The sequence below is a fragment of the Streptomyces sp. NBC_01410 genome (assembly GCF_045040195.1).
In the GTDB taxonomy this organism is placed as follows: Bacteria; Actinomycetota; Actinomycetes; order Streptomycetales; family Streptomycetaceae; genus Streptomyces.
This window is the reverse complement of record NZ_CP109530.1, coordinates 6758373-6784300: the sequence shown is the minus strand read 5'-3', so window position 1 is coordinate 6784300 and position 25928 is coordinate 6758373. Positions and strand designations below refer to the sequence as shown.

General features: G+C 71.1%; 17 protein-coding genes. 1 reads left to right on the top strand and 16 read right to left on the bottom strand.

Features of this window, described 5'->3' with window-relative positions:
- From OG741_RS31055 to OG741_RS30980, 16 genes are all read right to left on the bottom strand, one after another.
- Complete coding sequence (locus OG741_RS31055) at positions 1 to 1284, bottom strand: DUF4910 domain-containing protein (protein WP_405603300.1); 1284 nt, start codon at positions 1282 to 1284, stop codon at positions 1 to 3.
- Entirely contained in the window at positions 1272 to 2297 is a 1026-nt protein-coding gene (locus tag OG741_RS31050; RefSeq protein ID WP_405603299.1) for an NAD-dependent epimerase/dehydratase family protein, read from the bottom strand. The genes OG741_RS31055 and OG741_RS31050 overlap by 13 nt, the downstream gene beginning before the upstream one ends.
- 3 nt (positions 2298 to 2300) lie before the next feature.
- Complete coding sequence (locus tag OG741_RS31045) at positions 2301 to 2948, bottom strand: PIG-L deacetylase family protein (protein WP_405603297.1); 648 nt, start codon at positions 2946 to 2948, stop codon at positions 2301 to 2303.
- On the bottom strand, positions 2945 to 3754 hold the full coding sequence (locus OG741_RS31040; RefSeq protein WP_405603296.1) for a glucose-1-phosphate cytidylyltransferase: 810 nt from the start codon (positions 3752 to 3754) through the stop codon (positions 2945 to 2947). The genes OG741_RS31045 and OG741_RS31040 overlap by 4 nt, the downstream gene beginning before the upstream one ends.
- Positions 3751 to 4986 (bottom strand): class I SAM-dependent methyltransferase, encoded by a 1236-nt coding sequence (locus OG741_RS31035; protein WP_405603294.1) that lies wholly within the window; start codon positions 4984 to 4986, stop codon positions 3751 to 3753. Before OG741_RS31035 ends, OG741_RS31040 begins: the two co-directional genes overlap by 4 nt.
- The gene (locus OG741_RS31030; protein WP_405603293.1) at positions 4983 to 6257 is read right to left on the bottom strand and encodes a glycosyltransferase; all 1275 of its coding nucleotides are present in this window, start codon (positions 6255 to 6257) and stop codon (positions 4983 to 4985) included. The genes OG741_RS31035 and OG741_RS31030 overlap by 4 nt, the downstream gene beginning before the upstream one ends.
- A 2-nt stretch (positions 6258 to 6259) precedes the next feature.
- Positions 6260 to 7492, bottom strand: a complete 1233-nt coding sequence (locus OG741_RS31025) for an O-antigen ligase domain-containing protein (protein ID WP_405603292.1) — start codon at positions 7490 to 7492, stop codon at positions 6260 to 6262.
- Position 7493: 1 nt separating this feature from the next.
- Positions 7494 to 9026 (bottom strand): right-handed parallel beta-helix repeat-containing protein, encoded by a 1533-nt coding sequence (locus OG741_RS31020; protein ID WP_405603291.1) that lies wholly within the window; start codon positions 9024 to 9026, stop codon positions 7494 to 7496.
- Between the two features lie 171 nt (positions 9027 to 9197).
- Entirely contained in the window at positions 9198 to 11165 is a 1968-nt protein-coding gene (locus OG741_RS31015) for an alginate lyase family protein (protein WP_405603290.1), read from the bottom strand.
- Complete coding sequence (locus OG741_RS31010; protein ID WP_405603289.1) at positions 11162 to 13351, bottom strand: bi-domain-containing oxidoreductase; 2190 nt, start codon at positions 13349 to 13351, stop codon at positions 11162 to 11164. The genes OG741_RS31015 and OG741_RS31010 overlap by 4 nt, the downstream gene beginning before the upstream one ends.
- A 26-nt stretch (positions 13352 to 13377) precedes the next feature.
- The gene (gene asnB, locus OG741_RS31005) at positions 13378 to 15312 is read right to left on the bottom strand and encodes an asparagine synthase (glutamine-hydrolyzing) (RefSeq protein WP_405603288.1); all 1935 of its coding nucleotides are present in this window, start codon (positions 15310 to 15312) and stop codon (positions 13378 to 13380) included.
- Positions 15313 to 15315: 3 nt separating this feature from the next.
- Positions 15316 to 16848: a Wzz/FepE/Etk N-terminal domain-containing protein gene (locus OG741_RS31000; RefSeq protein ID WP_405603287.1), complete on the bottom strand. Its 1533-nt coding sequence runs from the start codon at positions 16846 to 16848 to the stop codon at positions 15316 to 15318.
- Complete coding sequence (locus OG741_RS30995) at positions 16845 to 18212, bottom strand: Wzz/FepE/Etk N-terminal domain-containing protein (RefSeq protein ID WP_405603286.1); 1368 nt, start codon at positions 18210 to 18212, stop codon at positions 16845 to 16847. Before OG741_RS30995 ends, OG741_RS31000 begins: the two co-directional genes overlap by 4 nt.
- On the bottom strand, positions 18209 to 19474 hold the full coding sequence (locus tag OG741_RS30990) for a glycosyltransferase family 4 protein (protein ID WP_405603284.1): 1266 nt from the start codon (positions 19472 to 19474) through the stop codon (positions 18209 to 18211). Before OG741_RS30990 ends, OG741_RS30995 begins: the two co-directional genes overlap by 4 nt.
- Positions 19464 to 20780 carry a nucleotide sugar dehydrogenase gene (locus OG741_RS30985; protein WP_405603283.1) on the bottom strand — a complete coding sequence of 439 codons (1317 nt, stop codon included), beginning with the start codon at positions 20778 to 20780 and terminating at the stop codon, positions 19464 to 19466. The genes OG741_RS30990 and OG741_RS30985 overlap by 11 nt, the downstream gene beginning before the upstream one ends.
- A 73-nt stretch (positions 20781 to 20853) precedes the next feature.
- Positions 20854 to 22332, bottom strand: a complete 1479-nt coding sequence (locus OG741_RS30980) for a sugar transferase (RefSeq protein ID WP_405603281.1) — start codon at positions 22330 to 22332, stop codon at positions 20854 to 20856.
- 679 nt (positions 22333 to 23011) lie between these two features.
- Here OG741_RS30980 and OG741_RS30975 point away from each other — a divergent pair.
- Positions 23012 to 25900 carry an ATP-binding protein gene (locus OG741_RS30975; protein ID WP_405603279.1) on the top strand — a complete coding sequence of 963 codons (2889 nt, stop codon included), beginning with the start codon at positions 23012 to 23014 and terminating at the stop codon, positions 25898 to 25900.
- The last annotated feature ends 28 nt before the right edge of the window (positions 25901 to 25928 follow it).

Here is a 25928-nt window from a genome sequence, read left to right as displayed (position 1 = left end):
TCATGCCTTGATCAGCCCGGCACCGTGCAGGGCGTCGGCCGCGACGGCGACGGCGCTGAACGGCAGCCCGGAGCGCTCGGCGACGTCCAGCAGACTGTGCTCGCCGTCGGAGAGGCTGAGCACCCAGAGCATGGCCATCTGGGCCTGCTTCGCGTCGCTGCGGCCGCCGAGCGAGTCGTACAACCCGCGTCGGCCCAGCTGTGGTTCGCCGTAGGGACTGAGGTTGACGTAGCGCCGGTTGCGGTCGAGGACGGCGAATGCCTCGCGGCAGACGGCGAGCGTGTCCGCCATCGCCTCCGGGGAGACGAAGTCCGGGTTGTCCGCCGAGGTGTGGTACTCGGGGTACCCGGCGTACGGGGTCCGGCTGAGCGAGCCCACGCCGAGATCGAACCCGGGCGAGCAGAACTGCCGCTCGTCGTAGCCGTACGGAGTGAACTCGGCGACGTGGTGCGGGCGTTCGGATGCGGCCAGCACATGCCGCATCACCCGGTCGATCTCCGCGTCGCCGCGCCTGCTCTGCTTGTACGTCAGTTGGCCCGAGTCGCCGGCGCAGGCCAGCACAAGGCCGTGCTTGACCCGTTCCACCCGCTCCGCGTTGCGGGCCAGCCAGGTGATCGCCCCGATGGTGCCGGGCGCGAACAGGAACCGGTAGGTGTAGTACGGCGTTTCCTGGGCCAGCGCCCGGGCCAGGAACGTCGCCACCGCGATGCCGGCCAGGTTGTCGTTGGCCAGCGACGGGTGGCAGACGTGGCAGGAGACGATCACCTCGTCGGGGACCTGCCCGGGGACCACGTGCTCGGCGTAGGTGAGGTGGCCGTCTTCGAGTGTGGAGTCGATGCGCACCTCGTACTCGCCGTCCGGCAGCGCGTCCAAGGTCTCCTGGGCCAGGCAGAATCCCCATTCCGGCTTGTAGTAGCTGGTGCGGTACGGCACCCAGCTCGGGTGGTCGGGCAGGGTGTGCAGGTGTCCACGCAGCTCGGCCAGCGGCATGGTCGCCGACACCGGCACGCTGTAGCCGAGCACGTGCAGGCTGGACGCGGCGAAGTCGACGACGCGATTGCCGGCGGTGTCGGCGATGTACGCGTCCCGGATGTTCCACTCCTGCGGCACCGTCCAGTCGAGCACTTGCGTCCCGGTCGGCACCTCGTGCACCTGCAGCGGAACGTACTCGCCGACGATCTCCAGGGTGGCGCGCACACCGTCGCCGGTGATGCTCCGGCACAGCGGGTACAGCCGCTCCACCAGCGCGTGTATCTCGTCGCCGACTGCGGTCATCGGCGCCACCGCAGGGTGTCGTCGACGGCACCGGCTTCGGACGCCGCGCGCAGCACGGCAAGCCGGGTGAAGCGTCGCTCGAAGTCCTCCCGGGTCAGCCCGAACTTCCGGTAGGCGTCGGCGAGTTCGAGCGCGCCCTGCTTCACCGTCCACTCGCAGTCGAAGCCGGGAATCGCTGCACGGAACCGGGAGAAGTCCACCCGGTACGACCGCGGATCGGCGCCCGTCTCCCCGGTGATCACCACCTTCGAGCCGGACACCGCCTCGGCGACCTGATCGGCGATCTCCGCGACCGTGACGTTGTTGATCTCGCTGCCGATGTTGAACGCCCGGTCGTGCACCGCTTCGCGCGGAGCCGTCAGCGCGGCCGTGAAGGCCCGTGCGATGTCGGCGGCGTGCACCAACGGACGCCAGGGGGTGCCGTCGGAGAGCACCAGCACCTCGCCGGACAGGAGCGCGTGGCCCACCAGGTTGTTCAGCACGATGTCGGCGCGCAGCCGGGGCGAGTAGCCGAAGGCGGTGGCGTTGCGCATGAACACCGGGCTGAAGTCGCCGTCGGCCAGCGCGTGCAGGTCGTCCTCCACCCGCACCTTGGACTCCGCGTACGGCGTCACCGGGCGCAGCGGGGCGTCCTCGGTCACCAGGTCGTCGCCGCCGGCGGCGCCGTAGACGGAGCAGGTCGACGCGTACAGGAAGCGCCGCACTCCGGCGTCGCGGGCCAGCCGGGCCAGCCGCACGGACGCGTGGTGGTTGATGTCGTAGGTGAGCTCCGGCGCCAGCGATCCCAGCGGGTCGTTGGACAGCGCGGCCAGATGGATCACGGCGTCCACCCCGGCCATGTGGTCGGCCGTGACGTCGCGCAGGTCCACCCGGGGCCCCGGCGGGTCCGCGGGCGGCGGGCCCAGCACGCAGTCGGCGAACAGGCCGGCGTCGAGACCGACGACCTCGTGCCCGGCGGAGCTAAGGACCGGGGCCATCACGGTGCCCAGGTAGCCCTGGTGTCCGGTCAGTAGTACGCGCAAGGTTCATTCCCCCAGATTGAGCGTGAGTTTGGTGACGGCGAACGCCTCGGCGTATCGCGCGTGGCATTCGATGCCGCGGATCCGTGCAAGGCCGAGGAAGGCCTCCCGGTCGTACCAGGGCCGGTGCCGTTGCGAGGGGTAGTGCTCCTGCAACAGCCGCACCTTCTGTTCTGCGATCTCCGGCGACAGCGGCTGGTACGCCGACGGACGGCCGAGATCGCCGTCCCACTTGACGATCTCGTAGCGGAGCACGAGGTGGTCGCGGAATGCGGTGGTCATCAGCTTCGCCAGGCCGCGGTGATCCTGGTGCGCGTCATCGGTACGCGGCGCCAGCACCAGATTCGGCTCGGTCTGCAGGCGCAGTTCCTCGACCGCGGCTTTGGCCTCCTCCCAGTGCGCGGGCAGCCGGCCGTCCGGCAGCTTGAGCACGGTCAGCCGCAGTTCGGCGCCCGGGCAGAAGGCGGCGAGCGCGGCCCGCTCCTCCTGTTCCCGCTCGCTGCCACCGCCGGAGAGCACCAGCGCGTCGACCCGGATGCCCGGCCGCGCGAGGCACATCGTCAGCAGCGTGCCGCCGGCGCCGATGGCGATGTCGTCGCAGTGCGCGCCCACCGCGACGATCCGGTCCAGGGGCTCGGCCCCGAGCCGGATCACGCGGTCCTCGCCCCGGCGCTCGCACCCGCGCCGTCCCGTTCCCACACGGCCCACGGGCGGTCGCCCCGGGCGTAGGCGTCGTCGAGCGCGGCCCGTTCTTTCACGGTGTCGGTCGGCTTCCAGAAGCCGCGGTGCTGGTGCGCCACCAGCCGTCCCTGCTTGGCCAGTTGGGCGCATCCGTCAGCGACCAGGTCCCCGTTCTCCGGGATGTGGTCGAAGACCTCCTGGCGGAGCACGAAGTAGCCGCCGTTCTCCCACAGCGGCATGTCGCTCACCGCGGTGATGCCCCCCACCAGGCCGTCGTCACCCAGGTCCACGCAGTGGAACGACGACTGCGGCGGCACCACCATCATCGACGCACCGGCGTCGCGCCGGGCGAACCGGTCGATCATCTCCGGCAGCGGGGCGTCGGTGAGCACGTCGGCGTAGTTGGCGAGGAACATCTCGTCGCCGTCCAGGTGGTGCCGCACCCGGCGCAGCCGCTCCCCGATCGGCGACTCGATGCCGGTCTGCGCGAACGTGATCGTCCAGGAGGCGATGTCGGTGGACAGCAGCTCGGTCTGCCCATTGCGCAGCACGAAGTCGTTGGACGTCGTCTCCTCGTAGTTGAGGAAGAAGTTCTTGATGTGGTGAGCCCCGTACCCGAGGCACAGGATGAACTCCGTGTGCCCGAAGTGCGCGTAGTAGCGCATGACATGCCAGATCAGCGGACGCGGGCCGACCATCGCCATCGGCTTGGGCACGTCGTCGGAGGCTCCGTTTCGCATCCGCATCCCGTAACCGCCGCAGAACAGGACGACCTTCATGACTTGACCTCGACAATGCTCAGTTCCGGGATGGGAAAGACAAGGCGGCCGCCCCAGTCGTGCACGAAGGACAGCTGCTCGACCAGCTCGGCCCGCAGGTTCCACGGGAGGACGAGCACGTAGTCCGGTTTGTCGGCGGCTATCTGCTCGGGCGGCAGGATCGGGATGCGGGTGCCCGGGGTGAACCTGCCGTGCTTGTAGGGGTTGCGGTCGACCGTGTACGGGAGCAGGTCGGGCCGGATGCCGCAGTGGTTGAGCAGGGTGTTGCCCTTGCCCGGGGCGCCGTAGCCGACGACCGTCTCGCCGCGCTCGGCCGCCTCGATGAGGAACCGCAGGAGGTCCCGGCGGACCTTGGCCACCCGGGCGGAGAACTCGGCGTATCCGGACAGCTCCTGCAGCCCGGCGGCCTTCTCCCGGTCCAGTACGTCGGCCACCTGCTGGGTCGGCTCGCCGGCCACCTCGGCCGGCCGTGCCCACAGCCGGATGGAGCCGCCGTGCGTGGGCAGCAGCTCGACGTCCACCAGCGTGAGTCCGCCGCTCGCCAGCGCCCGGGTCGCGGACGCGACCGTGTAGTACTGGAAGTGCTCGTGGTAGATCGTGTCGTACTGGTTCTCCTCGATCAGGGTCAGCAGGTGCTGCACCTCGATGGAGACCCAGCCGTCGTCGGCGACAAGGGCGCGCAGCCCCTGGGTGAACCCGACCACGTCGGGGATGTGCGCGTACACGTTGTTGGCCACGACCAGGTCCGCCGGGCCGTGCTCGGCGCGGACGGCCGACCCGGTGTCCGGGTCCAGGAACGCCGTGAGCGTGGGCACGCCCGCGTCCCGTGCCGCGGCGCCGACGTTCACCGACGGCTCGATGCCGAGGCAACGGATTTCCCGGTCGACCATGTGCCGGAGCAGGTACCCGTCGTTGCTCGCGACCTCGACCACGAAGGCGTCGGGGCCGAGAGCAAGGCGCGCTGCGGTGTCGGCGACGAACGTGCGCGCGTGCTCCACCCAGGAGGTCGAGTAGGAGGAGAAGTACGCGTACTCGCTGAACGTCTCCTCCGGCGTGATCAGCGGGGGGATCTGCGCGAGCCAGCAGTCGGTGCAGACCCGCAGGTGCAGCGGGTACGCCGGTTCCGGCTGGTCCAGTTGGTCCGCGGCGAGAAAGCTCTCACACGGCGGGGTCGCCCCCAGATCGACGACGCTCCCCAACGCCGCCGAGCCGCAGAGTCGGCATCGTGTCATTTACTGCCCCCATCCCTGCTCGCGCGGGTGCCCCGCCGCGAGCCAGTGTTTCCATTACCTGTCGACGGCACGGTGTCCCCGCCGCCGGACCGACCCGCGATCGCGGTGCGGTACCCCTCCACCAGGCGCTCCAGCCCGACGGCCGGGCTGAAGCCCTGCTCGTATCGGCGCCGGGCCGCCTGGCCCATCTCCTGGTTGCGGTGCGGATCGTTCGCGATCCGGCGCACGCAGGACGCGAGCGAGGCGGGGTCGCCCGGCTGGTGCAACAGCCCGGTCACCCCGTCCTCGACGAGTTCGACGAAGGCGCCGTGACCGGCGGCGACGGCCGGGACCCCGGCCGCCATCGCCTCCACGACCACCAGGCCGAACGCCTCCAGCCAGGTCGAGGGAGCCACCACGGCGACCGAGCGCGCGATGGCCTGCCGGCACTGGGCGGGGTCGTACAGGCCGACGTACCGCACGTCGTCCCGGCCCGCCGCCCAGGCGGTCACCTCCGGCTCCAGCGGCCCCGCTCCGGCGATCACGAGCGGCACGCCCACCCCGCCGCTCGCTGCGATCTCGTCCCACGCGGCCATGAGCAGCCGTACGCCCTTGACCTCCGCGAGCCGCCCGAGATAGAGCACATGCTCTCCGGCTCCCGCTCGGCAAGTGCCCGGGTCGGGCACGAAGTTGTGCTTCACCGCCAGCCGCTCGGCCGGCATGCCGGACCGCACCAGGACGTCGCGCTGCGACGCGGAGATGCAGAAGAACCGCTCCACGCCGGACCACCACCGCCGCCGGTTGACCGACAGGCTGACCGCGAGCGGAACCGTCGCCAGGCGGGAGTTCCGGTAGCAGCCGTGCCGGACGGCGGGCAGCGGCGCGGACCCGACGCACTCGGTGCACGGCCGGCCGTCCCGCTGCAGCGTGCCGGGCGGGCAGACCTGGGTGTAGTTGTGCAGCGTGGCGACGGCGGGCACGTCGGCGTCGGCGCAGGCGGCAAGCACGGCGGGCGACAGGAGCGGGAAGACGTTGTGGACGTGCACCACGTCCGGCCGCTCGGTGCGAAGCCGGGCGGCGAGCTCCGTGCGGACCGCCGGGTTCCACGGCACGAGGAGCGGCAGCGCGGCCTTGGAGAGCAGGGACCGGGCGGCGATGTCGTCGCTGCGCCGCTCGAACACCTCGACCCGGTGGCCGGCCTCGCGCAGCAGCCCCACCTCCTGGTCGACGACCTTGTTCTCCCCGCTCGGCTGCGCCGAGGCGTAGCGGTTGTGCACCACGAGGATGTGCATGCTCAGGTCACCTCCGATCTCTGGGCCCATTGCGGAATGCGTCGTCGCGGAACTTCGGGCCTCGCGAGGGGACTGGCCGCGGCAGGTGCCGCCAGCAGCGAGGCGGCCACGGTCAGATGCAGCAGATACGGCGAGGCGTCGCCCAGACCGGCCTCGGTGTACGACGCGATCGCGCAGTAGCTGATCAGGAAGATCGCGCAGGCCCTCGACAGCGACGGTGGCCGCAGCAACGCGACGCCGCCCAGCACGATGATGATCGCCGCCACGATGGCGGTGCCGGTCAGACCCTGCTCGTGATAAACGGCCAGCCAGCTGTTGTCGATCGGCAGCCCGCCGAACGACTTGTCGCCCAGGCCCGCGCCGAACAGGTACTCCGAGGTGGACCGGGGGGCTGCCAGCAGGGCGTCCCAGACCTTGGCCCGACCGGTGAGGTTGGAGAAGTTCTCTTTACTCTGTCCGCGCAGGAACCACGCCTGGAGCGCGGAACTGAACGCCACCGCGGCCACAGTGGCGCTCAGCACCGCCCAGGCGAAGAACCGGCGGGCGGCGGCGCTGGTCAGGACGAGCGAGCCGATCGCCAGCACCAGCCCGATGAGCAGGCCGAGGGTGGCCGTCCGGGTATGGGTGAGCGCGAGCAGCACGAGTGCCGGCACGATGACCACCGCCGCGCTTCCCCTGGTGGTCCGGCGGCCCAGAACGAGCAGCACGGTGAGCCCGATGATCACCGCGGCGTACTGGCCGATCTGCGGCGGGGTGAGCGGCCACAAAGCGCCGACCAGCCGGCCGCCGTAGAGCTCGGGCATGGCGGCGCCCGGTGAGATGACCAGGCCGGCGGCCACCGACCCCAGGACCACGAAGTACATCCGGATGTGGTGCCGGACGAACGTCGGGTTTCCGTCCCACCAGCGGCTGAGCAGCCACAGCGTGCCGACGAAGAGAGCCAGCCGGGCGCAGCGGAACAGCGCGCCGAACCCGGACTCCAGGTTCGCGCTGGAGATCACACTCGGCACCAGCAGGAGGGTGAGCAGGAACAAGAAGGCGCTGGCTCGGATGCGCAGCCGGAGATTGACTGCGAGCGCCAGCGCGAACGCGGCGACCAGCGCGCCCATGGTGACCATCTGGATGAGGGAACGGGGCAGCGGGATGATGGTCTTCGCCCCGGCGGAGCCGAGCGTGTTGAGGATCAGCAGCCCCCAGACCGTCCCGACGATCTTCGACGTGTGGTTCGCGCCCATCTCAACCACCGTCCCGTGCGCGGAAGGTGCTGCCCGCGTCCTGCTGGTACGGCGTGCCCTGCCACTGCCCGAAGTCGAGCTTTCGGCTCGGGTCGTGGGCGATGAAGCTCCATGGTCCGCGGTAGACGTTGGCGTGCCAGCGGTTGTGCTGCTTGTGGGTGATCGCCTCAGCCACCCGTTCGCCCGGGTACGGCGTCCAGTCCGGATAGGTGCCGTAGTTGGCCAGCACCGCCATGCGGCCGCACTCCACCGTGCACCCGACGACGGACGTGTCCAGCACGAAGCGGTTGTGGTGGATGTCCACCCGCTGGGTCTTCCACCGGCAGTCGGCGTAGAGCGGTGCGGTGGCGATCGCCGGCTGCACGCAGCGGTCGGTGTCCGGCACCAGCAGCGTGCAGTCACCGGACGAGGTGTTGGCCGGGCTGTTGCAGAACCGGTCGGCGTTCTCCCACAGGGTGATCCCGGACCAGTTGTTCTCCAGCACGTTCCGGTAGATCTCGATCTTGTCCGTGCGGGCTCGGATGCGTGGTTCGCCGCCGGACTCGGACAGGTAGACGGTCGCGAACGGGAAGTTGTCGCCGCGGTCGGCGTACTTGCGGCCCACGACCCAGTTGTTCCGCCGGATCGTGTTCTTCCGGATGACCGCGTTGTAGCTGGTCTCGTAGATCAGCGCGGCACCGTCGTTGGCCTCGAGCACGTTGTCCTCGATGCGGAAGTCGTTGTTGTTGGTGTCCGCCCACAACCCGGCTCCGCGGTTGGCGTGCACCCAGTTGCCGCGTACGTCGGCACCGTTGACGGCCCAGAACTTGACGCCTGCCGTGCAGCCGCAGCCCGGCCGCCGCCGCTCCCAGTCGTCGGTGTTGTTGCCCACGATCTCGTTGCCCTCGAGCACCAGGTCACTGAGGGGGTCGCCGGCCTTGTACGCGTTCATTCCGTACTGTCCGTTGCCGCGCAGGCAGCTGGCGCGGACCTGCTGGCGGGCACCGGCCATCAGCCCGGCGCCGGAGTTGTTCTGGATCGTCGCGTGCTCGATCACCCACCCGTCGGCCGAGTCGTGGTTGACCACGCCCTCGTTCTGCGGCGCGACGAAACCCTGCACGGTCAGGTGGCGGACGGTGACGTCGCGGGCGGCACCGCCGAACGCGTACTGGTTGGTCTTCCGGCCGTCGAGCACCGCGCCCGGCGCACCGAGGTAGGTGTTCCCCTTCTTGGGGATTATCTGGGCGTAACGGTCCGATTCGAGCCGGTGCTTCCCCGGCCGCAGCCAGAACGTGGTGTTCGGCGGGCTCTTCTTGGTCTTCGCAGCCAGGTCACCGACCACCGCGGGGTCGACCGTCACCGCACCCGCCGGCGCCTTCGCCGGCCCGGCCGCGGGCTTGGCGCACACCCGGGCCAGGGACCGGGCCCCGGACGTGGATGGCGCAACGGTCGGCTCCGCCGGGGCGCTCGGTGTGCTCACGCAGCCGGTTGCCGCCAGCAGGACCACCACCAGCGGTACCGTCGGCAACGCCCAGTGCCGCTTCTTGATCACCACGCGTCCTCCCTAGGGGGTGTCCGGCGGATCATGCTGGGCTCGCGACGCCCTGCGACTCCGTCTCCTGCGTTGTCGTCGGTCGGCATGGCTCCGCCATGCCTCCCTCCTCCGCCTTGGATCCGAAGCCGCATGACGCCGCTCCCCGATCCAGCCTGATCCACCGGACACCCCCTAGCCGCGGAACCTGAGCACGGTGGTGAACCCCTCCGCGCCGTCGGCGAAACCGGTGCCGACCAGCGTGGTGGAGGGTTCCTTGCGTCCGAACCCGGCGGAGTACCAGCCCAGCGGCGGGTCACTCTCGCCGCGATGCGCGCGCCAGCGCAGCTGCCGGGGCAGGTCGAGCACCGCGGAGCGGTCCTCGCCGTCCCGGGTCCAGGTGAGCACGGCCCGGTTCTCCGCCAGGTCCGCGGTGATCGCCGGGCCGAGGTGGAACGCGAGGCGCATGTCCCGGCGCGGGCCGCGCACCTCGTCGACCACCCGCAACTCCTTGGCTGCGGCGGTCAGTTCCACCCGGCGGCGGTGCACGGAGCCCTGGTAGCCGTCGTGTTCGGCGCACCAGCGGGCCGTCCCCCCGTCGGAGGTGTCGGATGTGTCCGCGACCAGGACGCGGCTGCGGGCATGGCGGGTCCACAGGAACGGGCCGCCGGATGCGGACTGGTCACCGCCGTCCAGCTGAAGGGTGTTGTGGCCGAGGGTGGACCGGAAGTACTCACGCCACTCGGGCTGCCCGTGGTAGCAGTACGTCCCCGGGTCGGCGAGCACGTCGACTCCGTCGTGCCGGACCTCGATGGACAGCGCGTCCGCGTGGGCATGCGCGGCGATGGACAGGAATCCGTGCGGGCCACCGTCGCAGCGGCACCAGATCTCCTCCGGACCGCGCAGGATAGTCATGCCCGCGTCAGCCAAGTGTGAAGGTCGGCTTGCCGGGCGGGTCACGGCCGGTGCGGTTCCATTCTTCGAGTACGGCCGGATGAGCGCGGCAAGCAGCGGGGTGCGCACATCGGTGCCGGTGACCGCCGGCCACCAGTCGAGCCGGCCGAACACGGCCTCCCCGGTGGCCAGCAACGAGCCCCAGCGGTCGGTGCCCTCGCCGTCCACGACCAGACCGTGCCCGTCGTCCGCGTCACCCTGGCGCGGCGGCCGCAGCCGGTTGTCCACGATGGCCGCGAGGGCGTCGGTCATCCGCAGCAGCACCAGCCGGAGCGATGCAGGGACCGGCACGTCGGCGGCATCCGCCTCGGCCACCGCGGCCAGGCCGAGCTCCAGCACGAGTCCGTGATACTCGGTGGCCAACTCGCGGTTGAGGCCCGAGTGGAAGGTGTTGCCGCGCAGCTGCCGCTCCAGCGACCGCAGCGCGCCGGCTCGCCAACGCGCCGAGGAGGGGAACCAGCCGAACGCGCAGGCTGCGGCGAACTGCCCGGCGGCCTCGGCGATGACGTGGTTGTTCGCAGAGGACCCCCGGCTGGGGAAGGCGGCCAGCCAGCGCTGGTGGTGCCAGATCTGGTTCAGCGCCACCGGGTTGTCCTCGAACAGCCCGGCCGCGCCCGGCCAGCCGTCGAGCAGCCGGCGGATCCACACCCAGGACAGCAGCCGGATGCCCAGCTCGATGCCGCTGACCCAGTGCACTCCGCGCAGCGGCGCGTTGGCCGCCCACCACAACCGCAGGTGCTCGGCCACCCGCTCGGCGTACCGCTCGTTCCCGGTGATCGCGTAGGCGGCGGCGAGCACGGTGAGGTACTGATGCCGGGACGGCTCCCAGATCTGCTTGATGTCCCCGACCGCGTCCTCGTTCCGGTACGGCACGTCGAAGGCGTACCCCCACGGAGCCCGGCGCCCGGTCTTCGGGTCGTACCACCAGTCGGGGTCGACCATGTCGTCGCGGTCCACCCCGAAGTACTCGGCGTGCCCGGCCATCAGCCGGTCCGCCTCGGCGATCAGACGTTTCGCGGCGTCCGGCGGCACTGCGGCGATCGTCCCGGCGGGCAGTACCGCGGTGAACCGGACGCCGTTCACGCTCGGGCTGTCCGGCCGCGCCGACCGCCACCGCCGCCTGCGCACCGCGTCGCCCACCCGGCCGCCGACCTCCCGCGGTCCCATCCGGGACAACCGCCGCAGGTACCAGCCCGCGCTCATGGTCATCGTGCCCTCGCCAGCGTCACCGGCGCGCCGCCGGCCAGGCCTGCCTGTACGGCGAGGGTGGCCGCGGTGGTGGCGACCAGCGACTCCAGCGGCACCGGCATCGGCCCGCCGGTCCGCACGGCCTTGATGAACGCGGCCAGCTCGGCGGACTGGCCCTTGTCCCGGGCCTTGGGCAGCCGAGAACTGACCCACCGCTTGCGGCTGTACACCGAGGCGCGGACGAAGTCGTCGAGCCGCAGCACCTTGCCGTCCGCGACGAGGTCCAGCGTCTCCTTGGGGAAGCCGGGCGCGCCGGTGGTGACGTAGCTGATGGTGGCGGTGGACCCGTCCGGGTAGCGCAGCACGACCTGAAGGTCCTCGTTGCCGGCCGTGGCGACCGCGTACACCGAGACCGGGTCGGCCTCGATCAGCCAGCTCGCCGTGTCGATGAAGTGTCCACCCTCGCCGGCGAACCGCGAGCCCTCGGTGCCCTGTTGGAGGTACCAGCTGCCGTGTCCGAGCCGGCCCGCGTTGACCAGGTAGCGCAGGCTCGCCGGACCGGTCCGGGCGCCGAACCGCTTCCTGGCCTCCTGCAGCAGCGGCGCGAACCGGCGGTTGAAGCCCACCTGCAGCCGGTCGTTGCCGGACTCCTCCACCGCCGCGAGCACGCCTGCCAGCTCGTCCTCGGTGAGCGCCAGGGGCTTCTCCACGAACACCGCCTTGCCGGCCAGCAGCGCCCTTCGGGTGAGTTCGGCGTGCGAGCTGTGGCGGGTGACCACGAACACCGCGTCGACGGACTTGTCGCCGAGTACGGCGTCGAGATCGGTGGTCGCCTCGGCGAAGCCGAACTTCCGCTTGGCGTTGGCCGCGGACAGCGCCGTCGTGGTGACGACCGTGGACAGCTCGACGCCGTCGCGCTGCGCCAGGTGCGGCAGCAGCATCGACGTCGCGTAGTTCCCCGCGCCGACGAACGCCAGCCGCACCGGTGCCTTGGCGGACCGGGCAGGGGTGGACGCTTTGCCGCTGCGTCGCACCGCGGGCACTGCGACCGCCGGGGCCTCCGCTTCCCCCGCTTCCTCCTTCTGTTCGGGGTACCGGAACAGCACGGCCACGGCCTTCAGGTCGCCGTCCTTCAGGCTCTGGTACGTCTCGACGGCGTCGTCGAAGTCGGCGACGTGGGAGATCAGGGGCTCCACGTCGACGCTGCCGCGGGCGAGGAGATCGAGGAAGCACGCCAGGTTGCGGCGCTCGGTCCAGCGCACGTAGCCGATCGGGTAGTCGCGCCCCTCGAGCTCGTACTCCGGGTCGTAGCGCCCGGGGCCGTAACTGCGCGAGAACCGGACGTCGAGCTCTTTCTCGTAGTACGCGTTCCACGGCAGGTCCAGGCGGCACTTGCCGATGTCGACGACCCGGCCACGGTCCCGGCAGAGCCGGGCGGCCAGCTCGACGGGCTGGTTGCTGCCGCCGCCGGCGGCCAGGTACACCTGGTCCACGCCGTGACCGCCGGTGAGTTCGGCGACGGAGGCCTCCACGGCCGCGGACTCGGGATCGCCGCAGGCCGCGGCGCCCAGGCCCTCGGCGAGCTCGCAGCGCACCGGATCGGGGTCGACCCCGACGACGCGGACCCCCGAAGCGGCGAGGAGCTGTACCACCAACTGCCCGATCAGCCCGAGGCCGATGACCAGCGCCACATCGCCGAGTTGCGGCTCGCCGCGGCGCACGCCCTGCATCGCGATCGACCCGACGGTGCCGAAGGCCGCGTGCCGCGGCGCGAGGCCGTCCGGCACCGGGGCGTAGAGGTTCTTCGGCACCCAGTTCAGCTCGGCGTGCAACGCGTGCTCGTTGCCGGCGCAGGCCACGAGGTCGCCGACCTTCACATCGTCGATCCCGGCGCCGACCTGCTCGACCACCCCGCACAGCGAGTAGCCCAGCGGCGTGTAGGAGTCCAGCTTGCCCATCACCTTGCGGTAGGTGGCGGGCACCCCGTTGGTGGCCACGCTCTGCATGACCTTGGCAACCTGATCGGGACGGGAACGGGCCTTGCCCAGCATCGACATGCCGGCCTCGGACACCTTCATGAGCTCGGTTCCGGTGGATATCAGCGAGTAGGCGGTGCGGACCAGCACACCGCCCGGCTTGCACCCAGGCACCGGCACGTCGAGCACCGCCAGCTCGCCGCTCTTGTAGTTCTGCACAACCTGCTTCACAAAGTCCCCTTGTTTCTACGCAGTCTTTACGCCGCCGAGCGAGCGCTCCGGCCGGACCCGGAGGTCGCGTCGCGGTACCAGTACTCGAGGGTCAGCACATGCCACAGATGTTTGGAGAAGTCCCGCTGCCCGGCAGCGTCCTCGGCGACCATGCGCGCCAGCGCGTCGCGGCGCAGGAACCCGGAGTTGACGAGCACGCCGTCGTTCACCACCTCGCGCACCAGCGGTGCCAGATCCCGGCTCATCCAGGCGCGCAGCGGGGCGCTGAACAGGCCCTTGGGCCGGTACACGATCTCCCGGGGCAGGATCGAGGTGGCCGCCTCCTTGAGGACGGCCTTGCCCTGCCGTCCGACGATCTTGCGATCTCCGGGCACGGCGAACGCCGCCTTGACCACCTCGACATCCACGTACGGCACCCGCACCTCGGTCGACGCGGCCATGCTGGAGCGGTCCGTGTAAGCGAGGTTCAGGCCCGGCAGGAACATCCGGGCGTCGCCCAGGCACATGCGGTTGACGAAGTCGTCCAGCTCGTTGTCCTCGTAGATGTCCGCGTGCTCGGTCAGCACGTCGTCCACCGTCCCGGCCAGGTCCGGATCGACCAAGGCGAGCAACTCGTCCTGGTCGTACATGGTGTAGCTGCGCCGGAACGCGGTCTCCTCCGGCAGATCGGCGAAGGAGAGGAACCGCTTCGCGAAGCGCACCGACCGGTACCCCCGGCGGGCCGTTGCCACCGGCAGCCGGTCCACGGCCCTGGACACCCCGCGCCGCAGTGGCCGCGGGACGCGCTGATAGCGCAGTGCAAGGAGGTTGGCCAGGTGCTTGCGGTAACCGGCGAAGAGTTCGTCGGCACCCATCCCCGAGAGCATCACCTTGACCCCGGCCTCCCGGGCGGCCTCGCAGATCAGGAACGTGTTGATCGCGGCGGGGTCGCCGATCGGCTCGTCCAGGTGGTACGTCATCCGCGGCAGCAGGTCGAGCACGTTCGGAGCGATCTCGATCTCGTGCAGGTCGACGCCGAACCGCTCGGCCACCTGCCGGGCGTAGCGAAGGTCGTCCGGCATCGCCTCGAACTTGGCGTCCTCGGCGCGGAACCCGATCGTGTAGGCGGAGATCCCGGGTTGGTCGCGGGCGGCCAGCGCGGTCAGGTAGCTGGAGTCGAGGCCGCCGGAGAGGAAGGTCGCCACGGGTACGTCGGAGAGCAGGTGGCGGCGAGTCGACTCCTCGACGATGGCGGCCAGGTCCGGCTGCTCGCCGCCCCGGGCCCGCTCCCGGCCCTCGGCGGCGACGTCCTTCAGGTGCCAGTACCGGCCGCGCTCCACCCGGCCGTCGGGCCGGCACCGCAGCCAGCTCCCCGGCGGCAGCTTCTCCGCCTCGCGGAACGCGCACCGTGAGTCCGGCACCCAGTAGTAGAGGAGCGAGGCCACCAGCGCCGCCTCGTCCACCTCCAGTGAACCGCCGGTGGCGGCGGCGAGCGCCTTGAGCTCGGAGGCGAACACCAGCCCCGCACCGCGCCGGAGCAGGAACAGCGGCTTGATGCCGAGCTGGTCGCGGGCGAGCACCAGCTCACCGGTTCGCTCGTCGAAGATCCCGAACGCGAACATGCCGCGCAGCCGCGGGAGGCAGTCCGTGCCCCAGCGCCGCCAGGCCTCGAGCAGCACCTCGGTGTCGGAGGTACCGCGGAAGCGCACCCCGGCCGCTGCCAATTCGGCACGCAGCTCGGGCGCGTTGTACAGCTCCCCGTTGTACGTCAGGACGAGGCCGTCCGAGACCATCGGCTGGGCGCCGGTCTCGGACAGGTCGACGATGGCCAGCCGGCGGTGCCCGAGGTGCACTTCGCCGTCACCGGCGGAGTGGCTGTAGCGGCCCGCCCCGTCCGGACCGCGGTGGGCGAGGATGTCGGTGAGCCGGTCGGTCACGGCCTTCCCGTCCGGCCATCGGTAAGTGCCTGCGATGCCACACATGTCTTACCGCACCTCCTGGTCGCTGTCCGGGACCCGTGCGGCCCACATCGGCTGTCGCTCCGTGCGCCGCCTGGCGGTCCCGTTCTGCCGGGCCAGCCGCTCGTTGTGGCCGCGCAGCGCGGTGTGCAGCCCGTCCCACAGCGTGCCGTCGGTCCGGTCCCGCTGATCGGGGTCGACCAGCACCACGCCGATCACCGGAATGCTCTGGTCCGCGAGCTGCCGCGCCACGGTGTGCAACCATGCGGCGCTGCCGTGCCCGGCACGCACGACGAGCACGGTCTGGGTGCCGAGGTGCTGCAGGTCGGTCCACGCCGCGCCGGGTGCCACCGAGCCGACGCCGAGCCGGCGCTCCCGCTGCGATCCGGTCGCGGCGCTCTCGCCGCTGACCACGGTGGGGTCTCCTGGCTTCGGGCGGCGGTTGGCGAGCTGCTGGCGTGGCAGACCGTCGACGATGACCACCGGCTCCTCGGCCGTCGCCAGTGCCCGTGCCAGGTCCAGGGCGATCACACTCGTGCTGCGCGCACAACCCAGTTCCAGCAGCGACACCGGTTCCGCGGAGCCGCGCACGGTGCGGGCCAGGGACGAGGCCAGCCTTGTCCGTGCCGCCCGGGTCCGTCGGCGCTGCCACAGCTTGATCGACCAGCGGGGCACGCGGCGCAGCTCCGCGATGACCGAGGCACCCAGGTTCGCCGCGATCTCCCGGCGCAGCACGGGGCGGTCCGCCACCACCGAGCCGACCGCGGCCACCGCGAGACCGAGGACGAGACCGAGGACGAGACCGATCACGGCGTTGGTGGCAGCGGTCTTGGGCAGGGAGTGCCGCACCGCGCGCGGGGCGTCCACGATCTGTGTGCCGGCGATGAGCCGGGGCGTGCTGGTGCGTGCTTCTCCGGCGCGCTGATCGAAATCGGCTATCCGCGAGGTGAGTTCGGCCCGGCGGGCGAAGAGGGACTCGAGGTTCGCCGAGTCCTCCGCTCTGCTCTCCGGGGTTCTGTCCCCGATCGTCTTGTTCACCTGGGCGAGTTCGTCCCGCATCCGGTCCCGCTGCTCGAGCAGGGTCTTGGACTCGGCGTTCGCGGCGTCCTGTATCCGCCGCACATGGTCCGCGACGAACGCGTCGGCCAGCGCCTTGGCGCGGGCCACCGCTTCCGCGTCGTTGTCACCTGTCACATCGATCTGCAGCAGGTTGTTGGTCAGGCCGATGCCCCGGTAGTCCTGCATGAAGTCCTCCGGTTTTTCCGGGGACTCGAGGGACTTCAGGGCCTTGCTCGCGATCCGCGTGGTCCCCAGCAGCGCGACGTCGGTGCGGATCAGCGTTCCGGGGTCGTTCGGCTGGTCCGCCTGGTGCGCGACCAGCACCTTGGTCACCGCGGTCGGCGGTGGCGGCAGCAGGACCGCCACCGCCGCGCCGACGAGCAGCCCCAGCAGTGCCATGGCGGACCAGAGGCGGCGCCGCCTCCGTACCGCCACCACCAGCGACTGCAGGTCAAGCAGTGGAGTGGCGGCCGACGACTCCGAACTCGTACTCGTCGTCACCCTGAGCCTTCCTTTACGTCGTTGCCCACTGCGACCGCCGGCGTGGCGGTTTCCCGAGGCCGGCCGGCGGATCGTGTCGGACGGGTCCAGACCGTGCCGGCGAGGACGATGCCGACGACCTCGTGCTTGGCATCCGCACACGCCTCGGCGATGCCGGCGAGCTCCCCCGCTGTCCAGCTGCCCGCGCTGAGCACGACCAGGGCACCGGACTCGTTGTCGCGGTCCGGCACCATCGGCCGGGTCACCGAAACCTCCACCAGGCGCAGCAGCGGATCGCTCCCGGCCTCGGCGACGAGCTGCCCGGCGGCCCGGCGGGCGATCTCGTCGCCGTCCGGGACGACGACCAGCAGCCGTCGGGGGGCGGGCAGTTGGTCGCGGAGGCGGGCGCACACCCGCCGGTAGCGGATCTGCCTGCCGGCCTCGTCGCCGGAGGTCTGCGGGGTGGGTATGTCCCACCGGATGTCGACGCCCAGCAGCCGGCGGATCCGGGCCCGCGGGCCACGGCCTTCCGGCCGGTGCGCGGCCCGTGCACCAGGTACGTCGACGGTACCCAGCAGCGCCGAGCCCAGCGCCGCGGCGATCTCCGGTTCGGTGCGCAGTCGGCGACTCACCCGCGCGGCGGTGAGATGGCCGATGACCGAGACCAGGAAGAACAGCAGCGCCCCGGCGACGATGAGTTGCATCCTTGTCGGCGGTGCCTCGCCGGCCGGCCGGGCGGACGGCCCCATGACGACCAGGTTGGCCTTGTTGGTCGCCGGGTCGGCCTGGTCCAGCTTGTCCATGGCCTCCTGCAGCGTGGTGCGCAGCTTCTCGAGCTCGGTGCGGCCCTGCACGCTCTCCACGGTCTGCCCCGGATCGGCCGCCTCGGCCAGGTCGGTGATGCGGCGGCTGGTCTGCACCACCAGCTTCCGCAGCGCCTCGGGCCCCGCCGCCGCTTCGGGGTCGGTGTTGTCACCGGCGATCCGCGCGGCGAAGGTGACGTACTGCTGGGCCACTTGGTCGGAGAGCCGCTGCGCACGCTCCGGGGTGTCGGCCGTACCAGAGATCTTGATGATGTTCCCGTCCGAGGCCTTGGCGCTCACCTGGTCGCGCAGTTCGCGGCCGCTGACCCCGCTCCAGTCGAGCGCGGCGGCCGCGCGGTCGACCACCACCGAACTGGTCGCGATCTCCGACTGAGTCAGCAGCTCGCGCTCCTCCCATGCGCCCGGCAGCAGTACCGATGCCGATGTCGTGTAGCGCGGCGGCATCAGCAAGGAGGTGCCGTAACCGACGAGCGCACCCACCACGGCGAGGACGGTGAGAAGCCGCCGGCGCCGACGGATGATCCGGCCGATCGTGACCAGGCGTATCGTGTCTTCGCTCAACGGTGCTGCCTCTTCCCTGCCCGGTCCGGGTGGCCCGCCGGCACCGGAGCGTGGTCCCGGCAGGCAGCGGCGTAGGCGGCGAGCAGCGATTGCTGGGAGTTCCGCCAGGCGAGCGGCCCGTTGATCCGTTCCTCGCCGATCTTGCCCATGCGGGCCCGCTTCTCCGGGTCGTCCAGGAGCAGCGCGATGAGCTTGGCGAACTCGGCCTCGTCGTTGGCGGGTGCGTAGACGGCGGCGTCGCCGGCGGAGACCCGCGCCTCCCGGAGGTCGAACGAGACGATCGGCCGTCCCATCACCATGTACTCCAGGACCTTGTTCATGGTCGACACGTCGTTGAGCGGATTGTGCGGGTCGGGAGAGAGGCACACGTCCGCGGTGGACAGGTAGCGCGCCAGGTCGGCGTCCGGGATGCGCCCGGTGAACTGCACCTGCTCCGAGAGCCCGAGCCGCCGGGACAGCTCGACCATCGCGTCGAAGGTGTCGCCGCCGCCGACGAACACCGCATGCCAGTCGGTCCGCCCGAACTCGTCGCGCAGCTTCGCGAGGGCCCGCAAGGCGTAGTCGACGCCGTCCTGGGGGCCCATGACGCCGAGGTAGCACAGCAGATGAGGCTTGCCGCGCTTCAGCTCCGGCTCGGGCGGTACCGGCTGGAACCGGTTGGTGTCGGGCGCGCTGCGCACCACGAAGACGTCCTCCGGCCGCTGGCCGCCACGGCGCAGCGCGACGTCCCGGTAGCTCTCGTTCGTGGCGAGTACGACGTCCGCGGCCCGGTAGGTCCGCCGTTCCAGGGCGCACACGGCGCGGTAGAGCAGATCCTCGCCGCGGTCGAACCGGGAGAGGTACAGCTCGGGTACCAGGTCGTGCTGGTCGAAGACGAACCGCGCCCCGCGCCGCTTCAGCCACAGCGCCGGCAGGAACAGCAGGTCCGGCGGGTTGCAGGCGTGCACCACGTCGACCGGGCCGACCTTGCGGGCCAGCCGGAGCGTGTGCCACAGCGCCGATCCGTACTCCCGCAGGTAGCCGGCCGGTCCTCCGGTGGCCGCGCGCAACGGGTAGCGGTGGATGCGCACCCCGTCGATCTCCGCCTCCGGCTCCGTGTCCCGCTTCTCCCCCCGGGGACAGATGACGTGCACCGTCCAGCCCGCGTCGCGCAGCGTCGTGCACTCCTGCCACACCCGCCGGTCGAACGGCACCGACAGGTTCTCCACCAGAATCAGCGCGCGCCGGGCGGGCCCGGCGCCGCTGGTCTTGTCACCAAGCAAGGCCCACGTATCCCGGTTCGGTCCGGCGCGCCTCGGCGTCGGGAAGATGGACGAGGTCGATGAGCACCGTGCCGTCGCCATGGGGCAGCGCCGACAGGACGGCCGGATCCTTGGTCCCGACCAGGCACACCTCGGCATGCTCGAGCACCTCGCCGACGGACTCCGCGAGCAGCTGCCCGAGGTGCGGCAGCCGGGTCTCGATGTACTCGCGGTTCGCACCGAGCAGGCGTGAGAGGTTCACGTTGGGGTCGTAGATCCGCAGGTCGTACCCCTTGCCGTAGAGCCTCTCCGCCAGCTCGACGAGCGGGCTTTCGCGGAGGTCGTCGGTGCCGGGTTTGAAGGACAGCCCGAACATGCCCACCCGACGCTTGCCGGTGCGCTCGACCAACTCCACCGCGCGCTGCAGATGTTCGGCGTTGGAGGGCAGCACGTGGGCGAGGATGGGTACCGAGATGTCGGCCCGCCGCGCCGCGTGGACCAGGCTGCGCAAGTCCTTGGGCAGGCAGGAGCCACCGAAGGCGAAGCCGGGCCGCAGGTAGGCGGGGCTGATGTTCAGCTTGCGGTCGGCCAGGAACACGTCGATCACCTGGTGCGAGTCCACCCCGAGCGCCTGGCACACCGCGCCCAGCTCGTTCGCGAAGCCGATCTTGAGGCCGTGGAACGCGTTGTCCGCGTATTTGATCGCCTCGGCCGTCGGGATGGGCACCCGGAACACCTCGCCGGGCAAACCGTCGTACAGCGCCGCCACCACGTCGCCGCTTGCCGGGTCGAGCTCGCCGATGACGGTCTTGGGCGGGTCGAAGAAGTCCCGCACGCTCGTGCCCTCGCGCAGGAACTCCGGGTTGACCGCGACCCCGAAGTCCACCCCGGCCGTGCCGCCGACGTACTTCTCCAGGATCGGTACCAGCAGGTTCAGGCAGGTGCCCGGGAGCATGGTGCTGCGGAACACGACGGTCTGCCGCCCACCCCGCTCGGCCACCGCGGCACCGATCTCCTCGGTGACCCGCTCCAGATATGTGGTGCACAGGCTGCCGTTGGGCTCCGACGGCGTGCCCACGCAGATCAGCGACACCTCGCTGTCCATGATCGCCTCGCGGACGTCACCCGTGGCGCGTAATGCTCCGGTCCGCACGACCTCGGCTGTGAGCTCGCCGATCCGCTCCTCGACCACCGGGGCCTTGCCGTCGTTGACCAGGTCGACCTTCACCTGGTTGACGTCCACCCCGATGACCTCGTGACCGAGGCTGGCCAGGCACGCGGCCGACACGCAGCCCACGTAGCCGAGTCCAAAGACACTGATCCTCATGACCCGTTCCTCCCCCCAGGCAGGCCCTTTTGGCCTGCCATCCGCGCGCCGATCGATCGATGCCCCCCGCGCATCAGTAGGCCCCCTGCCCCTGAAGCACCGCACGCAGCGTCTTCCACAAAATCACTGTGTCAAGGGCGAGCGACCAGTCCTCCACGTACCGCAGGTCCAGCCGGACCGCCTCATCCCACGGCAGGTCGCTGCGTCCGCTTATCTGCCACAGGCCGGTGAGGCCGGGCTTGACCAGCAGCCGCCGCCGGATGTCCGGGCCGTACGCAGCGGACTCCTCCGGCAACGGAGGCCGCGGGCCGACGAGCGACATCGATCCGCTGAGCACGTTGAAAAGCTGCGGGAGCTCGTCGATCGAGTACCGGCGCAGCATCGCTCCCACCCGGGTCACCCGCGGATCCCGGCGGAGCTTGAACAGCAGGCCGGCTCCCTCGTTGCGGTCGGCCAGCTCGGCACGTGCCCCGTCGGCCCCGGCGACCATGGTGCGGAACTTGACTATCGTGAACTCGCGGCCGTCCTTGCCGACCCTGCGCTGGCGGTAGAACACCCCACCCCGGCTGTCCATCAGCACGAGCAGCCCGACGAGCACCATCAGCGGCGCGAACAGCATCAGCAGGACCGCCGCGCCCATCCGGTCGACGACCTCTTTGACCGCCCGGCGACCCCCGCTGAAGATCGGCATGCTGACCCGCAGCAGCGGTATCCCGAGCACCGCGTCGACGTGCAGCCGCGGGCCGGCCACCTCCATCAGCACGGGGGCCACGACCATCTCGGCATCGCTGCCTTCGAGGTTCCAAGCCAGCCGCTGCAGCCGGGACGGTGACCAGTGCGGGTCCGGTGTGACCGCGACGACACGGTAGCCGTCGCGGCGCACGTGGTTGGCGACGTCCGCCAGTCGGCCGACGACCGGCACTCCGTCCAGGTGGTCACCGTCGAGCCCGAGACCGTCCGGCGTGCACACCGCCTCCACCCGCCAGCCGAGGTGCGGGAACTTACGGACTCGGGTGATCAGGTCGCGCACGGTGGCCGGGCTCCCGGCAGCGAGCACCGGTCTCAGGCACCGTCCTTCCTTCCGCTGTTTATGCAGCCCGAGGCGCAGCAGATACCGCGCGGTCATGGTGACGAGCGCGATCGCCGGAATCGCGACGAAGATCCAGAGCTTGATGTTGCGCGAGGTGAGGGCGATCCCGCCCAGCGCCAGTACGACGGCCGCCGTGAACAGTGAGCGTCCGAGCCGGCGGAATTCCTCGGCGCCCTGGCCGAGCACGGCCGGAGCCCACGACCGGCCCACCGCAAGCGCTCCCAGCACCAGCAGCTCGGTGCCGAATGCGAGAAATCCCCAGTTCTCGTGCCAGTTGGCCGCGTCCCGGACCCCGAAGAAGCCGCCGATGGCCGCCACCACGAAGGCGGTGACCACGGTATCGCTGGTGATCACGGTACGGCGGTACCGCTGCTCCCAGTCCATCGCGGGCCGGCTGATTGCCCCGTTCACCGGACGCTCACGCGCCGATAGAAGCGGGCGTACTAATTCCCCCTGCTGCACAGACCCCCCCAGGGTCCCAGTGGGCTCAACGTGTTCTTTCCACACGGTTCCTCCCCCCGGGAGGCCCCCGCCTCCCGCACTGTTCCTCCCCGCGGGAGGCCCCGCCCCCCGCGCCGCGCTGTTCCTCCCTCCGGGAGGCCCCCGCCCCCCGCGAATGACATACCGCCGGCTATTGCAGCGCTACGTGAACACCCCACCCAGGCGCCGGCGGACTCGCATGTCCTGCCAGAGTCTCGACGTGCGCGGGAACCCGTTATGTCCGGCGCCGGGGACGCGACTGCTGGCCGTCCGTAGCACGCCGGACCTATAGATCGATTATTGGTCGCCTCGACCAAATAGCTGAAGCACGGTCAATCTAGACCATCGGGGCCAGTGTGTAGAGGGGATGTGTGCAATTTGTGCTCAAGCTTTGAGACTGGATCCACCGATCGGTGACCCCTACGGGTGCCTTGACGAAGAGACATGCCTTCTGACCTGTGATGATGGGAGTTCTCCGGGCCGCCGGCACCGGCAACCCAGAGGCATCCGGAACAGGCAACTGGGCCGCGCCCAGGCCCTGCTGACGCCCTGTCCACTACGCCGTGACGCTGTGGGTGCCCCTGCGTGTCAGCGCCTGACCGTAGGGTTGTCGGCGGGGACAGGGACCGTTGGACTGGGGGAAGTTTTGCCGGTGGGGGACGTGAGCGCGGCACAACTGGTGGGCAGATCCGGGGAACTCGCACGGCTGGACGCCGTGCTCGCCGGACTGGGGCAGTCGGGAGTGCCCGCGGTGATCGACATCGCCGGTGAACCCGGCATCGGCAAGAGCCGGTTGCTCGGCGAGGCGTGCGCCAGGGCTGAGCAGGCCGGTTTCACGGTGTTGCGCGGCCGTGCGACGGAGTACGAACAGCACGTTCCCTTCCAGGCGTTCACCGACGCGCTCGCCGATGCCGCGCCCGGCTCACCGGCCGCTGATCCGGCCCTCGCCGAAGCGGGCTCGGTGCTGCGCGACATCCGGAACGTGCCGGGCGACGCGTCCCACGCGGGCGCCGCTGCCCGCTTCGGGACGCATCGTGCGATCGCCGCGTTTCTCGCGCGCCTGGGCGGGCGCGGCCTGGTGCTGGCCATCGACGACCTGCACTGGGCGGATCCCGCGTCACGGGAACTCGTGGACCATCTGGTCCGCCACCCGGCGCGCGGCCGGGTCCTCCTGGTCGTGGCGCGGCGCTCCCGGCAGACGCCGACGTCGTTGACCGCGGCACTGACGCGCGGTGCCGACAGCGGAGCCGTGCTGCATCTCGCCCTGGAGCCGCTTCCCGAGCAGGAGTCCCTCCGGACGCTGGCCTTGGACGTTCCCGAGGACCACGCCAAGCAGCTGTACACCGCCAGCGAGGGCAACCCTCTGTACCTGCTCTCGCTGTTGCACGCGTACCGCAACGGGGCGCCGCTGCGCAGCATCACCGCCCATGCCGAGGCCACAGACGCGGTCGGCGTGCCCAGCGGGCTCGCTGCGCTGCTGCTCGACGAACTGACCGCGCTGACCGAGCCGCAGCGCCGCATCGTCGAAGCGGTGGCGGCGCTCGGCGACCACGCCACGTCCGCCATGCTGGTCGTGGCGACCGGGCTCCCGGTCCGATGCGTGGAGGACCAGACCGGCGCTCTGGTGGTGCGGGATGTGCTGCGCGCCGGGCCGGGCGGCCGATGGGCCCTGCGCCACCCGCTGGTGCGGGCACTGGTCTACGAGAACGTCGCCCCGCACCGCCGTGCCGAGGTCCATCGCCGCGCCGCGCAGGAACTGGCTCGCAGCGGTGCTCCCGCCACCGAGCGGGCCCACCATGTCGAACGGTCGCTGACCGACTGGGATCCCACGGCCGCGGCCGTACTGAGCGAGGCCGCCGCGCAGTTCGCGTCGACCGCACCGGCCACCGCCGCCCACCTGCTGGACGTCGTCCTCAGGGTCATGCCGGACACACCCGCCCACACCCGGCGGCGCGGCGAACTCGTCCTGGCCCGCGCCCGTGCGCTCGGCGTCAGCGGGAACCCCCGGGAGAGCCGGAACCTGCTGCACACCCTGATCGAGGCATCGGGCAAGGACCATCCCGAACTGCGGACGCAGGCCATCGCCCAGTGCGCCGTCATGGAACGGCACCTCGGCCATTCCCCCGAGGCCACCGCCCTGCTGCGCCGGGAGCTGGCCAGCCAGCCGGGCCCGTCACCCGGCCAAGCGGTCTCCCTGAGGCTCGCCCTCGGCATGTCCGCCCTGCTGACCGCGTCCTACCCCGACGCACGCGCGGACGTCGCAGAAGCCGTCGCGGTCGCGCGCTCCGACGACGACCCCACGGGCGAAGCGGCGGCCCTGGCCCTCGCGGCCCTGGGAGAGGCCTACGAGGGCGAGACGGAAGCGGCCACCCGGTTCGCCGACGCCGCCTGCCGACTCGCGGACGCGCTGACGGACCCCGGCCTGACGGATCTGTGCGAGTCACTGGTCTGGCTGGGCTGGGCGGAAGTCGTGCTGGAGCGCTACACCGACGCCGAACGGCACATCACCCGGGGCCTCGACATCGCCCGCCGCAGTGGACAACTCCATGTCCTGCCGCACCTGCTGACGAGCAGGGCCTTCCTCCACCTCAACACCTGCCGCCTGCCGTCCGCGCTGGAGGCGGCCGAGGAAGCGGAGTCCATCGCGCGGGCCGCGGGCAGCCGTGACCTCCTGGCGTTCACCCTCGCCATCAAGACGCTGGTGCTGCTGCTGGCCCGTCCGCTGGGGGACAACAGCGCCCTGACCACCGGTGAGGAGGCCGTCGCCGCAACCAGCGGGAGCAAGGGCTGGTGGTCCGCCCTGGCCTGGTGCATGCTCGGGCACGCGACGTTCGTGAGCGGCGACCCGCACCGCGCCCAGGAGGCCATCATGACGGCCGGCGGGGGCACTGAACTGCCCCTGCTGCAACCGTCGGTCCGTCCGGGCCAGCTGGACAGCCTCGCGGGCGCGGCCCTCGCCGCCGGGAACATCGACCAGGCCGAACGCTGGGCCGCACAGGCGGAGCGCGAGGCCGACCGGCTCGGCCTCGGCGGTCAGCGCGCAGCCGCGCTGCGCGCCGGTGCCGCGCTGGCCGAGCACCGCGGCGACACCGGCAAGGCCGTACGCCTCCTCGACGCGGCCACAGAGGAATACGTCCGCTGCGGCCAGCCCCTGTGGGAGGCGTACTCCCTGCTGCGTGCGGCGCCCTTGGTGCAGCGCGCCGGTCAGGGCCCACGCGCCGCCGCGATGTGGCACCGCGCCCACCGGATCGCCGTCGGCGGCGGCGCACAACTGCTTGTGGACCTGGCCGAGTTGATCCGAGCTCAGGTGATGGCGGAGGCGACGGCGATACCGGCGGCGCTGGCGGAACTGACGCCGCGTGAGCTGGAGGTGGCGGGACTGGTGGCGGAAGGCCTGAGCAACCAGGACATCGCCGCCCGGCTCCACCTCAGCCGGCGCACCGTCGAAACGCACCTGTCGTCGATCTACCGCAAGGCTTCCCTACCGTCCCGCTCGGCGCTGGCCGGCCTCATGACCCGCATAGGGCTGGACTCGCAGAGGAATACGTAGCCGGTTACGTGTTTCCACTGAGGCTGCT

Bases quoted from the DNA above. Each gene is read 5' to 3' on its own strand.
- OG741_RS31040 (WP_405603296.1), bottom strand. From the start codon at position 3,754: ATGAAGGTCGTCCTGTTCTGCGGCGGTTACGGGATGCGGATGCGAAAC.
- OG741_RS31035 (WP_405603294.1), bottom strand. From the start codon at position 4,986: ATGACACGATGCCGACTCTGCGGCTCGGCGGCGTTGGGGAGCGTCGTC.
- OG741_RS31030 (WP_405603293.1), bottom strand. From the start codon at position 6,257: ATGCACATCCTCGTGGTGCACAACCGCTACGCCTCGGCGCAGCCGAGC.
- OG741_RS31025 (WP_405603292.1), bottom strand. From the start codon at position 7,492: ATGGGCGCGAACCACACGTCGAAGATCGTCGGGACGGTCTGGGGGCTG.
- OG741_RS31015 (WP_405603290.1), bottom strand. From the start codon at position 11,165: ATGACCATGAGCGCGGGCTGGTACCTGCGGCGGTTGTCCCGGATGGGA.
- asnB (WP_405603288.1), bottom strand. From the start codon at position 15,312: ATGTGTGGCATCGCAGGCACTTACCGATGGCCGGACGGGAAGGCCGTG.
- OG741_RS30985 (WP_405603283.1), bottom strand. From the start codon at position 20,780: ATGAGGATCAGTGTCTTTGGACTCGGCTACGTGGGCTGCGTGTCGGCC.